Source organism: Phenylobacterium glaciei (assembly GCF_016772415.1).
GTDB lineage: Bacteria > Pseudomonadota > Alphaproteobacteria > Caulobacterales > Caulobacteraceae > Phenylobacterium > Phenylobacterium glaciei.
Map to the genome: position 1 here is coordinate 26,601 of NZ_JAGSGD010000001.1, position 14,127 is coordinate 40,727.

The following is a 14,127-nucleotide window of genomic DNA, read 5'->3' on the forward strand; positions in this document are numbered from 1 at the left end:
CGCTCTAGGCCGCTTCGGACGGCGGGTCGAACTCCGAGACCAGGTGGCCGGGGGCGACCTCCTTCAGCTCGGGCACATAGACCTGGCCCAGGGGGTCGGCCGACAGGCGCGAGGGCAGGAAGCGCAGGGCGCTGCGCGGGTCCATGGGGCTCGGCGGCTCCCCCACCAGCTTCAGCCGCTTGCGCGACCGCTCACGGACCGGGTCGGGGATCGGGGCCGCCGACAGCAGGGCCTTGGTATAGGGGTGGTGCGGATGGGCGTAGAGCTGCTCGCGCTCGGCCTGCTCCATCACCCGGCCCAGATAGAGCACCATCACCCGGTGGCTGATCTCGCGGACCACCGCCAGGTCGTGGCTGATGAAGATCATCGCCAGGCCCATCTCCTTCTGCAGCTGGATCAGCAGGTCGATGATCTGGGCGCGGATCGAGACGTCCAGGGCCGAGACCGCCTCGTCGCAGATCACCAGCTTGGGCTTGAGGATCATGGCCCGCGCGATACCCACCCGCTGGTTCTGGCCGCCGGACAGTTCGTGCGGGTAGCGGTTGATCAGGGCCGGCAGCAGGCCGACCTTGGCCATCATGGCCGCTACCTCGGTGTCGCGTTCGGCCCGCTTCAGCTCGGGCTTGAACACCTGCAGGGGCTCGGCGATGGAGTCGCCGATGGTCATGCGCGGGTCGAGGCTGGCCAGGGGGTCCTGGAAGACGATCTGCAGGTCGCGGCGGGCGGCGCGGACCGCCTCCTTGTCGGCCCCGGTGATGTCGCGGCCCAGCAGGGTGACCGCCCCGCCGGTGGCCGGGATCAGGTTGATGACGGCGCGCGCCAGGGTGGACTTGCCGCAGCCGCTCTCCCCCACCACGCCCAGGGTCTCGCCCTCGCGCACCCGGAAGGAGACGCCGTCCACGGCGCGCAGCTGCCGCTTGGCGCCGAACAGGCCCTCGTGCATCGGGAACCAGACCTTGATGTCCTTGCCCTCGACGACCACCGGCGCATTGGCCGCGACGGGGCTCAGGGTCGGGCGGCCGCCGCGGTCGGAGCGGTCCAGGCGCGGAATGGCGTCCAGCAGGGCCCGCGTATAGGCGTCCTTGGGGGCGGCGAAGATGGCCTCGGCTTCGCCCTCCTCGACATAGGCGCCGTCCTTCATCACGCAGACCCGGTCGGCGAGGCGGGCGATGACCCCCATGTCGTGGGTGATCAGCACCATGGCCGTGCCGGTTTCACGCTTCAGCTCGTCCATCAGGTCGAGAATCTCGGCCTGGACGGTGACGTCCAGCGCCGTGGTGGGCTCGTCGGCGATCAGCAGGGCCGGCCCGCCGGCCATGGCCGCAGCGATCATCACCCGCTGGCGCATGCCGCCGGAGAGCTCGTGGGGATACTGGCGCAGGCGCCTCGCCGCGTCGGGGATGCGCACCCGGTCCAGCCAATCCTTGGCGTGCTTGGTGGCCGCGTCCCCGGACATGCCCAGATGCAGGCGCAGGGGCTCGGCGATCTGTTCACCGATGCGGACGTGGGGGGTCAGGGCCGTGAGCGGGTCCTGGAAGATCATGGTCATCTTCGAGCCGCGGATCTTGTTCAGGGCCGCGGGCTTCAGGTTCAGCAGTTCGGTCCCGAGGAACTTGGCCGAGCCGGTGGCCGTGCCGTTGCGCGCCAACAGGCCCATCAGCGCCATGAAGGTTTGGCTCTTGCCTGAGCCGCTTTCGCCGACGACGCCTAGGGTCTCGCCCCGGGCCACGTCCAGGGACACCCCCCGCACTGCGGCGACCACCCCGTCATGGGTGGCGAAATCGACCTTGAGGTCCTGGATGGAGAGTACGGGAGCGGCGGATGAAACGGCCAAGACGACCTCGGAAACTGGAAGGGACGCGCGACCATAGCCGGGGCGGTGTGTCCGGCAAATGGCGCGTTACGAAAGCTTAAGTCCAGACCCCCGCGACGCCGCGCGGGCTTGGCGCTAGAGTGCCCTGGTGAGCGCGCCAGACCAGCCCCCCCGCCCCGCCCTGTTCCTCGATCGCGACGGGGTGCTCAATGAAGACCCCGGCTATGTCTATCGCTGGGAGGATTTCGTCTGGATTCCAGGCGCCCGCGAGGCCATCGCCGCCTTCAACGCCGCCGGCTGGTGGGTGTTTGTGGTGACCAACCAGTCGGGGATCGGCCGCGGCTACTACACCGAGGCCGACGTCCAGAAGCTGCATGTCCAGATGGGCGCCGATCTGGCCAAGGCCGGCGCCCGGGTCGACGCCTTCTACTATTGCCCGCACCATCCCGAGGCGGCGAACGAGGTTTACCGCCATCCCAACCCGCCGAACCGCAAGCCCAATCCCGGCATGCTGCTGCAGGCGATAGCCGAATTCCCCGTGGACCTGGCCCGCTCGTTGATGGTGGGCGACAAGGACGGCGACGTGGAGGCCGGGCTCCGCGCCGGGGTCCGCGGCCTGAAATTCACCGGCGGCAACCTGAAGACCTTCCTGGAAGGGGAGCTGAGATGAGCGGCATGATCGAGGTGGAGGGCGTGGTCTACGACTACCCGGCGGTCCGCGCCCTGCACGGAGTGTCCTTCGAGGTCCAGGCCGGGGCCGTGCTGGCCCTGGTGGGTCCCAATGGGGCCGGCAAGTCGACCCTGATGCGCTGCATCGCGGCGCTCGACGTCCCCACCGAGGGGACCATCCGGGTGGCGGGCCTGGACGTGGAGGAGGACCCTCGAGGGGTCCACGCCGCCATCGGCTACCTGCCCGACTTCTTCGGCCTCTATGAGGAGCTGTCGGTCCGCAAGGCCCTGACCTACGCCGCCCGTTCGCGCGGCGTGCCCGTCAGCGAGACCGCGGCGGCCGTGGAGATGGCGGCGGCCCGGGTGCAGCTCACCGACCGGCTCGAAGCCCGGGCCGGCGAACTCTCGCGCGGTCTGAAGCAGCGCCTGGCCATCGCCCAGACCATCGTCCACCAGCCCCGCGTGCTGTTACTGGATGAACCGGCAGCCGGGCTGGACCCCGAGGCCCGCCGCAGCCTGTCGGACCTGATCCTGTCTCTCTCCAAGGACGGCATGACCATCGTGGTCTCCTCCCACATCCTGGCCGAGCTGGAGGACTACTCCACCCAGATGCTGATGATCCGCGACGGCGCCGTGGCCGGCGGCGGGGTGGTGGCGGCAGGCTCCGGTCATCGCGACGGTCAGCGGGTGGAGGTCACCTTCGCAGAGCCGCCGCTGGATCTCGCCGAACGCCTGGAGAAACTGGGCGTCACCGTCGAGCAGACCACCGGCGACACCGCCACTCTGCTGCTGCCGGAGGGCGAGGACGACTCCGCCCTGCTGGGCAAGCTGATCGCGGCGGGCCTGAAGGTCCGGTCCTTCCAGGCGGCGCGCAAGACCCTCGAAGACGCCTATCTGGCGGAGGTGGCCCGATGAACCCGGAATTCCAGCGCAATCTCTGGCTCGAGGCCTCGCCCCGGCGCATCGCCTGGGCCGCCGTCGTTCTGGTGATGATCTACGGCGCGACGGCCCTGGTGGCCCGCGAGTCGCTGGGGGGCCCGCTGCCGGCCATGGCCGGCGTCGGCGGCTTCGTCTTCGTCATCTGCGGCCTGTTGTGGGGATCGCGCGCCGCCGGCGGCGCGGTCCTGGGAGAGATCGCCGACCGCACCTGGGACTTCCAGCGCCTCTCGGCCCTGACGCCCTGGTCGATGACCTGGGGCAAGCTGCTGGGCGCTTCGTCCCTGGCCTGGGTCTGCGCGCTCACCGGCGTCTTCCTGATGGCGGGCCTGATGCTGGTCGAGGGCCAACCCGGCGCGCTCTGGATGCTGGCCTTCCTCATCGCGCTCGCCCTCTTCCTACAGGCCATCTGCCTGGCCGCCGCCCTGATCGGGGTGCGCAAGGCCCGCGCCGAAGGCCGCGTCGCTCGGGCCGGCGGCGTGTTCTGGGGCCTCATACTTGGCCTGTTCCTGCTGTCGGCCGTGGCCGGTTCGTCGGGCTTCCAGCGCGGCGCCGGACTCTCGGGCCTGTCGTCCTTCCTCTATGCGCGCGGCGACATCACCTGGTGGGGCCAGGTCTTCCCCGCCATCGCCTTCCGCACAGTCGCGACCCTGGCCTTCGCCGGCTGGGGACTGGCCAGCGCCTGGCGGCTGATGCGGCTGGAGCTGCAGATGAAGAACCTGCCGGTGGTCTGGCCGGCCTTCCTGATCTTCCTGGCGGTGTTCCTGGGCGGCTTCGCCTATTCGCCGGGCGCTGTCGCCGCGCCGCTTTTGGTGGGCGCGCTCGCCGTGGCGCTCGCAGCCTATGCCGGCGCCTTCGCCGAGCCCGCCGACCGGGTGCGCCTGCGCCAGTTCGGAGCCTCGGCGGCCAAGGGCGACCTCGCCCGCGCCCTGCCCCTGACGCCCTCAGCCATCGCGCCCTTCCTGCTGGCCGTGATCCTGGTGGTCGCCGCCTTCGTGGTGGGCGGCGCGGGCTCGGCCTTCAGCCAGGGCCCCGATCCGGCCCAGGCCGCCGCCCTGCTGGCCTTCGTGCTGCGCGACCTGGGGGTCATCACCCTGTTCCGCTTCGGTCCCCGGCCACAGCGGGGCGACTTCGGCGCGATCGTCGCCCTCGCCCTGCTCTATGGCGTGGGCGCCATCGTCGGCGCGGTGATCAGCCCCGGGACCGGCCAGGCCCTGTTCGTGCCGATGTCCACCGCACCCTGGGCCAGCCTCGCCTCGGGCCTGGCCCAGGCCGCCATCGCCTGGGCGCTGGCCTGGCGGCGCATCAAGGCGCCGGAGGTGCGCTGACCCCCTCCATCTTCGCCAGCATCCCCTCCAGGGTCGCCAGCTCGTCGGCCTCCCCGGCGGGCTTGTCCCAGCGGATGCGGTGGATGCGGGGGAAGCGCATGGCCACCCCGGACTTGTGCCGGGTGGAGCGTTGCAGGCCCTCGAAGGCCACCTCGAACACCAGGCCATGGTGCGGCTCGGCCTTGACCGAGCGCACCGGGCCGAACCGCGAGAGGGTGTTGTCGCGGACGAACTTGTCGATCCGCTTCAGCTCCTCGTCGGTGAAGCCGAAATAGGCCTTGCCCACCGGCGTCAGGGCCCGCTTGCCCTCGACCTCCGTCCAGACCCCGAAGGTGTAGTCGGAATAGAAGCTCGACCGTTTGCCGTGCCCGCGTTGGGCGTACATCAGCACCGCGTCGATCAGGAACGGGTCGCGCTTCCACTTGAACCACGGACCCTTCGGCCGGCCGGCCTCGTAGATGGAGTCCCACCGCTTCAGCATCAGCCCCTCGGCGATCTGCGGGTCTCCGGACGGGGGTGAGGCGCGCAGGGCGGCCAGGTCGGCCCAGGTCTCGAAGGGCTGCAGCACCGAGAGGTCGATGCGCGCCGTGGCCAGTTTGCCGACGAAGGCCTCCAGCCGAACGCGTCGATCCTTGAAGGACAGGACCCGGGTGTCCTCGCCCGCCTCGGCCAGCAGGTCATAGGCGCGGATGCCGGCCGGATGCTTCGCCAGCAGCTTCGCATCGACAGTCTTGCGGTTCAGCCGCTGCTGCAGGTCGCCGAAGCTGGCGACCCCGTCGTCGCCCATCACCAGCAGTTCGCCGTCCAGGGCGCCTTCGAAGTCCAGGACCTGGAGCACATCGGGAAACGTCTTTGAAATGTCGTCGCCGTTGCGGGTGTAGAGCCGACGGATGCCCTCTTCGTTCACCGCCTGGACACGGATGCCGTCCCACTTCCACTCCGCGGCGTAGTCGGCGGGGTCGAGCTTGCCGAAATCGACCGCCTCGTCGATCGCCTGGGCCAGCATGGTGGGGCGGAAACGGCCCGGCGAGTCCGGGCGCGGCCGGTCCGAGCGCCCCTCCAGCCAGGCGAACAGGTCCTCATAGGGCGGGTGCAGGGCGTGCCACACCTCCTCCACCTCGCTGATGGGCACGCCCCCGAGGTCGGCTGTCGCCTGCTTGGCCAGCCGCGCGGAGACCCCGACCCGCAGGCCGCCGGTCATCAGCTTCAGCAGGGCCCAGCGCCCCGTCGGTTCCAGCACGTCCAGCCAGCCCTCGATCAGCCGCTGCACCTCGGTGCGTGTCGCGCCGCGCAGGGCGTCGATCACCTCCGACAGCTCCGGCTCGCGGTTGGCGCCGGGCTTGGCCAGCCAGACCAGGGCGACGGTCTCGGCGAGGTCGCCGACATAGTCGTAGGACCAGCGGAACAGCAGCGGGTCCATCCGTTCCTCCACCGCCTTGCGGATGAAGGCCGGCTTGGCGGCGTCGAAGGTGAGGTCCCCGGTCAGTGAGGCCAGGGCCCAGCCGCGGTCCGGATCGGGGGTTTCGCGCAGATAGTCGCGCACCAGGGTCAGCTTGGCGTTGCGTGACGCCGTCAGCGACAGGCGATCCAGCAGTTCGGCGAAGGCGCGCACCTAGCCGTCCTCTTCGTCGTCGTCATAGCCCACCAGGGCCAGGGCACGGGCCTTGATTCCGTGCAGTTCCGACCAGCGCGCCAGCGCCTCCTCGCGGCCGTGGGTGATCCACAGTTCGCCGGGCCGCAGTTCGTCCACCGTGGCGGTCAGTTCGTCCCAGTCGGCGTGGTCGGAGATCACCAGGGGCAGCTCGGTCCCCCGCTGGCGGGCCCGGGCGCGGACCTGCATCCAGCCCGAGGCGAAGGCCTGGACCGGATCGGGGAACCGCCGCGACCAGCGGTCCTGCAGGGCCGAGGGCGGGCCGATCACGATGGCCCCGGCGAAGTCCTGCTTGGTGGCGACGGTGGCGGGCGCCAGCGGGCCAAGGTCGATCCCGTGGTCCTCGTAGAGTTTGTTCAGCCGCTCCAGCGCCCCATGGACGAAGATGGGCTTTTCCCAGCCGGCCTCCCGCAGCAGACAGATCACCCGCTGCGCCTTGCCCAGCGCATAGGCGCCCACCAGGTGCGACCGCTCTGGGAACTGAGCCACCGAGCGCAGCAGCCGGGCGATCTCGCCGCTATCGGGCGGATGGCGGAACACCGGCAGGCCGAAGGTGGCCTCGGTGATGAAGACGTCGCAGGGCACGGGCTCGAAGGGCGGGCAGGTCGGATCGCGGCGGCGCTTGTAGTCGCCCGACACCACCATGGTCAGGCCCTTCCACCGCACCACCGCCTGGGCCGAGCCCAGGACATGGCCGGCCGGGACCAGGGTCACCTCGACGTCATCGCGGCGGACGGTCTGGCCATAGGGCGCGGCCTCGGTCGCCCCGGCGAAATCGGCGCCGTAGCGCTCGGCCATGATGGCGAGGGTCTCGGGCGTGGCCAGCACCGCCCCGTGGCCCGACCGCGCATGGTCGGAATGGCCATGGGTCACCACCGCCCGGTCCACCGGCCGGGTGGGGTCGATATAGAAGTCGCCGGGCGGGCAATAGAGGCCGGCCGGGGTCGGGCGAAGCAGGGCTTCGGGCTTGATCATCGGAACCGCCGGGAAAGCTCAACCTTACTGGACATTAATATTGTGAATTCAACGTCATGACCAAGACTTAACGGGTCTTTCGGGCAGGCCGCGCCTACACCGCCGCTCAAGACGAACGCACCTCGTAGCGCTTCGCTCCAACCGAAAGAAAACGTCATGTCCAACTCTTTGAACCTCGGCCGCGTCAGCGGTCTCGCCAGCCTGCTGATGGCCGCCCTGCCGATGCTCGCCATCGCCATCGTCGCCGTCTCCACGGGTTTCGTCGCGGGCTAAACCTCCCTTGGGTCATCCTTGACCCTGGGGCGGGCCTGGCCCAAACCGGAGGCATGGACGCCCCCGAAGACGCCATCGCCGACCAGGCCCGCCACATGGTGGAGACCGTGCCGCAGGCCGCAGCGCTTGGCTTCCGGCTGATCTCCGTGGGCGATAGCCGCGGCTCCATCCTCGTCCCCTGGCGGGCCGAACTGGTGGGGGACCCGGCCACCGACGTGATCGCCAGCGGCGTCGTCACCTCCCTGCTGGATCACTGCTGCGGCCTGGCGATCAACTCGTCCAAGGGCGAGCGCTTCCCCACCGCGACGCTGGATCTGCGCATCGACTATATGCGGCCCGCCGCGCCGCGCGCCGCCATCACGGCCCTGGCCCACTGCTACAAGATGACCCGGTCCATCGCCTTCGTCCGCGCCGAGGCCTGGGACGTCGATCCCGCCGACCCCATCGCCACGGCCCAGGCCGCCTTCATCCTGCACGGCGCGAGCGCGCCGCGATGAGTGAAGCCCCCGTACTGAATGCGAATGACCGGCTGCAGGGTTTCCTGGCCTCTGTCCCCTACATCCGGTTCCTCGGCATGCGCTGCGAGTTGGCCGGCGACGAGATGACCGCCATCCTGCCCTTCGCCCCGCACCTGATCGGCAACACCATGCTGCCGGCCCTGCACGGCGGGGTGATCGGCGCCTTCCTGGAGATGACGGCGCTGGCCCAACTCTCGGTCGTCCAGCACACGCCGAAGGTCCACAAGACCATCGACGTCACCATCGAGTACCTGCGCCCCGGCCGGGCGCTCACCACCTATGCCCGCGCCGACCTGCGCAAGGTCGGCCGCCGCATCGCCAATGTGACGGTGGAGGCCTGGCAGGAGGCGCGCGGAACCCCGGTCGCCGCCCTGCGCGGTCACTTCATGCTGAGTTCGGACGAGTAGAAACCCGCTCATCCCGGCGCAGGCCGGGACCCAGATACATCCGCCGCACTCAGGATTCGAGGCGCAGGTCGTGACCTACGACCTGGATCCCGGCCTTGGCTGCTTCGCGCCGCCCCTTCGTGGTCGCCGGGACGAGCGGACAGCTAGGGCTTGGCCGCCTTCAGTTCCGCATGCACGGCGTCCAGCGCCGCCTGGGCCGTGGCGACCGCCGCGGCGTCGCCCTTGGCCTTCGCCTCCAGGAGCTGTTCGGTGGCCTCCATCTCGCGTACCGGCAACAGGTGAGTGTTGTCGGCCTGCTTGAAGGGGCCGGTCTGGATACGCCGCAGGTTGTCCCGCTGGTGCTCGGCCTCCGGGCCCGTCCCCACGCCATAGGTCAGGAAGAAGTTGCTGATCTTGGCCTTCACCGTCGGATCCAGGTCCTTGCGCCAGACCATCGGATCCTCGGGAATGGTGGGCGAGGTCCAGATCACCTTCAGATTGCCCAGCGTCCTGGCCGACGCGGCGTCGCCCTTCTGGCGCAGCCGCGCGATGGATTGGGTGTTGTTGGTGGCCGCGTCCAGCACACCATTGCTCACGGCGAACAGGTTGGATTCGTGGTTGGCCGAGCGGACCGTCTTGAAACAGGTTTCCGGGCTGATCCCGCGCGGGGCGAACAGATAGGTCATGGGGGCGAGCGTGCCGGAGGTCGACTTCACGTCCCCCATGCCGAAGTTCAGCTTTCCGTCGCACTTGAGCAGCTGCTCCAGGGTGATGGGGCTGTCCTTGGCCACGATGATCACCGATTGGTAGCCGTCCGCGCCGCCGTCCGGCTTGGTGGTCCGGGCGAAGACCTCGGCGTTAGAGCGTCGCACCGCCTCCAGGCCCGACTGGTTACTGAACCAGCCCAGGTCGGTCTGCTTGAAGCGCATCGCCTCGATCAAGGCCGAATAGTTGCTGCCGAAGAAGGGCTTCACCGTCAGGCCCGTCGCCGTCTGCAGGTCAGCCAGGACGGGCGCCCAGTCGGCCGACGCCGTGGTGGCCTTCTCGGTGGAGAGAATCGAGAAGTTGAGGGTGTCGGTGGCGGCCGGTTTCTCCGCCGGCTTGGCGCAGGCGGCGAGGAGAAGGGTCGTGGCCAGCAACGCTGCGCCCAGTTTCGAAGAGATCATCGACACACCTGACAAGACGTCCAACCCTCTGTTTCGCCTGTTCTTGTGACGCTTGTCCGACAACGGCCAGCGAAAACTAAGCTTGAGGCGGGCGACATTGGGCGCTAACGCCCGCCCATGTCACTGCAAGGTCTTTCCCACCAAGCCCGCCAGGCCAAGAGCTGGCCCTTCGAACAGGCCCGCCTGCTGCTGGAGCGCATCCTGCGCCTGCGGCTCACCGACGCCGAGCGCGATCTGGCCGCCAGCCTGATCGGCGAGGGCAAGGCCGCGCAGGCCGTGGCCACCTTGCCGGCCCTGAACAAGCCGGTGGTGTTCCAGTGCGGGTTCGGCGCCTCGGGCCTGCCGCACATGGGCACCTTCGGCGAGGCCGCGCGGCCCACCATGGTGCGCAACGCCTTCCGCGCGCTCACCGAGGACCAGGTCCCCACCAAGCTGATCGTCTTCTCCGACGATATGGATGGCCTGCGGAAAATCCCCGACAACGTGCCCAACCGCGAGATGCTGCAGGAGGACCGCGACAAGCCTGTCTCCAGCGTGCGTGACCCCTTCGGCGAGTACGAGAGCTTCGCCCACCACAACAACGCCCGCCTGCGCGCCTTCCTCGACGGCTTCGGCTTCGACTACGAGTTTAAGTCGTCCACGGAGACCTACCGGTCGGGCCAGTTCGACGCGGTGCTGCTGCGGATGCTGGAGCGCTTCGACGCCGTCCAGGCGGTGATGCTGCCGACCCTGGGAGAAGAGCGTCGCGCCACCTATTCGCCCTTCCTGCCGATCAGCCCGATCAGCGGCAAGGTTCTGCAGGTTCCCACGCTGGGCCGCGATGTCGCCAAGGGGACCATCGTCTTCGACGACCCCGACGGCGGCCGCACCGAGCTGCCGGTCACCGGCGGCCATGTGAAGATCCAGTGGCGCCCCGACTGGGCCGTGCGCTGGACGGCGTTGGAGGTCGACTTCGAGGCCTCGGGCAAGGACCTGATCGATAGCGTCCGGGTCTCCGACAAGCTCACCAAGGTGCTGGGGGGCGTGCCGCCGGTGGCCTTCCACTTCGAGCTGTTCATGGACGAGAACAACCAGAAGATCTCCAAGTCCAAGGGCAACGGCCTGACCATGGAGGAGTGGCTGCGCTACGGCGCGCCCGAGAGCCTAGCCTATTACATGTACCAGTCGCCCAAGTCGGCCAAGCGGCTCTATTTCGACGTCATCCCCAAGGCGACGGACGAGTACCTGCAGCAGCTGGACGCCTATAACCGCGCGCGGACCGACGCCAACGCCGTGGCCCTGGACAACCCCGCCTGGCACGTCCACCGCGGCGCGCCCCCAGAGCAGGGTTCGCCGGTCAGCTTCTCGCTGTTGCTGAACTTGGTCTCGGCGGCCGACGCCTCCACCAAGGACATCCTCTGGGGCTTCATCCAGACCTACATCCCCGGCGCGACGCCAGAGAGCCAGCCCCTGCTGGACCGGCTGAGCGACTACGCGATCAACTATTACGAGGACTTCGTGAAGCCCTCGAAGACCTTCCGCCTGGCCAGTGACCAGGAGAGGGCCGCGATGGAAGACCTCATTGCCCGCCTCAAGGCCCTGCCGGCCAGCGCCGACGCCGAGGCGATCCAGAACGAGGTGTTCGAAGCCGGCAAGGCCGCGGGCTTCGAACCCCTGCGCGCCTGGTTCACGGCCCTCTACGAAGTGCTGCTGGGCCAGAGCCAGGGCCCCCGCTTCGGCTCCTTCGCGGCGATCTTCGGCCTGGACCGGACGATTGCGCTGATCGAGCTCGGGGTGGCCGGCGAACTGGTGGCGGCGGCGAAGGCCTAGTACTCCCCGTCATCCCCGATCGGCATACCGGGCGGCACAGTCGGCTTGACCTTCGGCGCGGCCAGCACGCGGGCCATCTCGTCCCTGTCGGCGATCAAGGCCGCGAGCCGCAGGCGGTGCGCGCGGTCGGAACCTTCGCCCGGCGAGGCCTTCAGACGTGCCGCCAAATCCGCCAGCCGCTGGTCGATCTCCGCCGACACCGCCGGTGAGGTGTCGGCCCGCCGTGACACCCCCGCCATCTCCAGCACCGCCCGCGTCTGCACCCGCCGCGCGATCTCGGTGTCGCGGCCGCTGGCCGGGGCGAAGGCCTTGGTCAGCAGCCGGTCCAGCACCTCGCCCGCGCCGGGCAGGGCCGGGTCGCGACGGTGCTGTTCCACCAGCCGTTTCAGCCGGTCCGGGGTGGTCAGCGCCCCGATGGTCAGGCCCGCGGCCACATCGGCGGCGGTCAGCGGATCAAAGACCGGGCCGCCGTCGAACACCTCGATCTCGAACTGGCGGTCGTCGTCGCCGGACTGACCCGCCGACAGCAGGGGGATCAGGGCCTCCGGCGTATCCAGCTCCGACGGTTTCAGGGTCGCCAGCACCGCCTCCAGCGCCGCCCGCTGCCGGGCCGCCGGCACGACAGGCGAGGCGTCGTGGACATCGCCCTTCACGCCATAGGGATACTCGACCCCGGCCACCTGCTTGGCGGCGGCCTCCAGCTGGTAGCGGTGCAGCAGGTAGATGGGCACGTATTTGCGGCGCAGGTTGGCCATGGGCTCGCCGGTCTTCAGGGCCGCGGTCCCAAAGCGGTCGAGGGCCACGCGGCGCACGGCCATCATCCGGGTCAGCTCGGCGGTGGGATCAGACCCATCGTCCCACAGGCCGCCCCAGGGTTGGGCCGCGCCGGGCGGCCGCGAGTCGCCGTCGGTGACATAGCGGGCGCCGCTATCGGCCTCCGCCTTGGCCTTGGCGGCCAGCGCGGCCTCTCCGGCCTTGCCCGCCGGGACCTGGCCGTACAGCCAGTCGACGATGAATTTGTCCCAGGCGCCCAGGCCCACGCCATAGGCGTCCGACAGGTCGGGCTTGCCGGCGAGCAGGGTCACGCGGGGGGCCGGATAGTCCATCACCGAGGCGCGATCCTGCGTGCTGCCGGCGAAATTGTGCGCAAAGCCCAGGGAGTGGCCGACCTCGTGGGCGGCCAGCTGGCGCAGACGCGACAGCGAGACCTGGACCGGGTCGTTGGGGCCGCCGGTCCCGTCCTTGTCGGCGCCCACCAGGCCCTCGAAGATCAGCATGTCCTGGCGCACCCGCAGGGCGCCCAGCAGCACGCTGCCCTTGAGGATCTCGCCGGTGCGCGGGTCCTTCACCGACTGACCCACCGACCAGCCCCGGGTGGCGCGGTCCACCCAGTTGATGACGTTGTAGCGGACGTCCAGGGGGTCGACCCCCTCGGGCAGGATCTCCACCCGATAGGCGTCCAGATAGCCCGCCGCCTCGAAGGCCTGGGCCCACCAGGAGGCGCCTTCCTTCAGGGCGGTGCGGATCGGCTCAGGGGCGGCGCGGTCCACATAGAAGACGATGGGCTTCTTCACCGGCGACTTCGCCGCCGTGGGATCGGTCTTCTCCAGCCGGAACCGGTAGGCCATCTGGCCGACGATCTCCTCGCCGAGCGGGGCGGCGTAGTCGAGCACCACGCCGCCGAACACGCCCGCCCGAGGGTCGAACTTCCGCGTATCGAAACCCGGCTCCGGCAGCTTCACGAGGCTGTGGCGCACCTGGATCGTGATCAGCTTGGCGTCCGGCGCGATGTTGCGGCTCTCGGGCCCCGGCGTGTCGGACTGGTAGGTCTGGCGGGCCTCGAACTCCAGGTTCTCGGGGAACACCCTCACCGAGGACGGGTCGGCCATCGAGAGGTCGGGGACCAGACGGTAGCCCTTCTCGTCGGCGCCCTTCAGCGCGTCGGCGGCCCCCATGACATCGCGGGTCAGGAAACTGGCGATGTCCACCAGGATGCGGCCGTCGCCTTCCGTCCCCGCCACCTCGCCCGCCCACACCGTGGATGTGGCGAAGGCCTCGCGGGCGGCGGTCTGCTCGGGGGCCGGCGCGCCGGCGGCGCGGAAGCGGGGGTTCTCGTATTCGGCGATGACCTTCTTGCCGATCCTGCGGAACACCAGGACCTGGGTCTCGCGGATGGCGGCGCGGTCCAGGCCCACGGGCGCCGACCCCATCCCGGTGCGCAGGGCGGTGAGATAGAGGAACCGGCCGCTGACCCCGTCGGCGTCCGGCGCGGGCAGGGAGAGCAGGATGCGACCCTTGGCCTTGTCCACATAGACCGGCAGCAGACCGTCCTGGCGCTGGGCTCCAGCGGTCGCTGAGGACTCGGCTTGGGGCTTGTCCCTGGCAAGCGCCGGCGCCCCCGCCATCAGAACCAGGGCGACCGCCCCCGAGCAAAGCCAAGCCACGCGCGTCATCGAACCGCCCCCATTGAGCGGCACAGCCTACGGGTCCGAGCGCCGATCACAAGCCTGAGAGCGGCTGCTAAGTGACCAACGATCATATTGACGTTAACGGAACTCAGGTTTACGCGTTGGGAAAGCAAAAGTGTCGAGGGAGGACATCCA

General features: G+C 69.6%; 11 protein-coding genes. 6 read left to right on the forward strand and 5 right to left on the reverse strand.

The window, feature by feature from the left end; all coding sequences use genetic code 11:
- Positions 1-4 precede the first annotated feature (4 nt).
- Positions 5-1,834: an ABC transporter ATP-binding protein gene (locus JKL49_RS00140; protein ID WP_215337298.1), complete on the reverse strand. Its 1,830-nt coding sequence runs from the start codon at positions 1,832-1,834 to the stop codon at positions 5-7.
- A 127-nt stretch (positions 1,835-1,961) separates the two neighbouring features.
- Here JKL49_RS00140 and JKL49_RS00145 point away from each other — a divergent pair, with 127 nt between their 5' ends.
- Genes JKL49_RS00145 through JKL49_RS00155 form a run of 3 tightly spaced genes read left to right on the forward strand, consistent with a single transcriptional unit; the run spans position 1,962 to position 4,746 of the window.
- Positions 1,962-2,483 (forward strand): D-glycero-alpha-D-manno-heptose-1,7-bisphosphate 7-phosphatase, encoded by a 522-nt coding sequence (locus JKL49_RS00145; RefSeq protein ID WP_347340331.1) that lies wholly within the window; start codon positions 1,962-1,964, stop codon positions 2,481-2,483.
- Positions 2,480-3,397 carry an ABC transporter ATP-binding protein gene (locus JKL49_RS00150; protein WP_215337300.1) on the forward strand — a complete coding sequence of 306 codons (918 nt, stop codon included), beginning with the start codon at positions 2,480-2,482 and terminating at the stop codon, positions 3,395-3,397. Before JKL49_RS00145 ends, JKL49_RS00150 begins: the two co-directional genes overlap by 4 nt.
- Positions 3,394-4,746, forward strand: a complete 1,353-nt coding sequence (locus JKL49_RS00155) for a hypothetical protein (RefSeq protein WP_215337302.1) — start codon at positions 3,394-3,396, stop codon at positions 4,744-4,746. Before JKL49_RS00150 ends, JKL49_RS00155 begins: the two co-directional genes overlap by 4 nt.
- Here JKL49_RS00155 and JKL49_RS00160 read toward each other — a convergent pair.
- On the reverse strand, positions 4,724-6,358 hold the full coding sequence (locus JKL49_RS00160; RefSeq protein WP_215337304.1) for a cisplatin damage response ATP-dependent DNA ligase: 1,635 nt from the start codon (positions 6,356-6,358) through the stop codon (positions 4,724-4,726). The two genes, JKL49_RS00155 and JKL49_RS00160, sit on opposite strands and share 23 nt — an antisense overlap.
- Entirely contained in the window at positions 6,359-7,372 is a 1,014-nt protein-coding gene (locus JKL49_RS00165; protein WP_215337306.1) for a ligase-associated DNA damage response exonuclease, read from the reverse strand.
- Positions 7,373-7,698: 326 nt separating this feature from the next.
- On the opposite strand from JKL49_RS00165, the gene JKL49_RS00170 reads away from it, so the two are divergent.
- Together JKL49_RS00170 and JKL49_RS00175 are read left to right on the forward strand one after the other, a co-directional pair.
- Positions 7,699-8,142, forward strand: coding sequence for a PaaI family thioesterase (locus tag JKL49_RS00170; protein ID WP_215337308.1), 444 nt, complete (start codon positions 7,699-7,701; stop codon positions 8,140-8,142).
- Complete coding sequence (locus JKL49_RS00175) at positions 8,139-8,570, forward strand: PaaI family thioesterase (RefSeq protein ID WP_215337310.1); 432 nt, start codon at positions 8,139-8,141, stop codon at positions 8,568-8,570. Before JKL49_RS00170 ends, JKL49_RS00175 begins: the two co-directional genes overlap by 4 nt.
- A 143-nt stretch (positions 8,571-8,713) precedes the next feature.
- On the opposite strand, the gene phnD is transcribed toward JKL49_RS00175, so the two are convergent.
- Positions 8,714-9,715: a phosphate/phosphite/phosphonate ABC transporter substrate-binding protein gene (gene phnD / locus JKL49_RS00180; RefSeq protein ID WP_215337312.1), complete on the reverse strand. Its 1,002-nt coding sequence runs from the start codon at positions 9,713-9,715 to the stop codon at positions 8,714-8,716.
- Positions 9,716-9,832: 117 nt separating this feature from the next.
- On the opposite strand from phnD, the gene JKL49_RS00185 reads away from it, so the two are divergent.
- The gene (locus JKL49_RS00185; RefSeq protein ID WP_215337313.1) at positions 9,833-11,524 is read left to right on the forward strand and encodes a lysine--tRNA ligase; all 1,692 of its coding nucleotides are present in this window, start codon (positions 9,833-9,835) and stop codon (positions 11,522-11,524) included.
- Here JKL49_RS00185 and JKL49_RS00190 read toward each other — a convergent pair.
- Positions 11,521-13,977, reverse strand: coding sequence for a zinc-dependent metalloprotease (locus tag JKL49_RS00190; protein ID WP_215337315.1), 2,457 nt, complete (start codon positions 13,975-13,977; stop codon positions 11,521-11,523). The genes JKL49_RS00185 and JKL49_RS00190 overlap by 4 nt on opposite strands.
- Positions 13,978-14,127: the final 150 nt, after the last annotated feature.

What these genes read in the sequence shown, in the direction of transcription:
- JKL49_RS00190 (WP_215337315.1), bottom strand. Translation starts at nt 13,977, where the DNA reads ATGACGCGCGTGGCTTGGCTTTGCTCGGGGGCGGTCGCCCTGGTTCTG.
- JKL49_RS00150 (WP_215337300.1), top strand. Translation starts at nt 2,480, where the DNA reads ATGAGCGGCATGATCGAGGTGGAGGGCGTGGTCTACGACTACCCGGCG.
- JKL49_RS00175 (WP_215337310.1), top strand. Translation starts at nt 8,139, where the DNA reads ATGAGTGAAGCCCCCGTACTGAATGCGAATGACCGGCTGCAGGGTTTC.
- JKL49_RS00155 (WP_215337302.1), top strand. Translation starts at nt 3,394, where the DNA reads ATGAACCCGGAATTCCAGCGCAATCTCTGGCTCGAGGCCTCGCCCCGG.
- JKL49_RS00170 (WP_215337308.1), top strand. Translation starts at nt 7,699, where the DNA reads ATGGACGCCCCCGAAGACGCCATCGCCGACCAGGCCCGCCACATGGTG.
- JKL49_RS00185 (WP_215337313.1), top strand. Translation starts at nt 9,833, where the DNA reads ATGTCACTGCAAGGTCTTTCCCACCAAGCCCGCCAGGCCAAGAGCTGG.
- JKL49_RS00165 (WP_215337306.1), bottom strand. Translation starts at nt 7,372, where the DNA reads ATGATCAAGCCCGAAGCCCTGCTTCGCCCGACCCCGGCCGGCCTCTAT.
- phnD (WP_215337312.1), bottom strand. Translation starts at nt 9,715, where the DNA reads ATGATCTCTTCGAAACTGGGCGCAGCGTTGCTGGCCACGACCCTTCTC.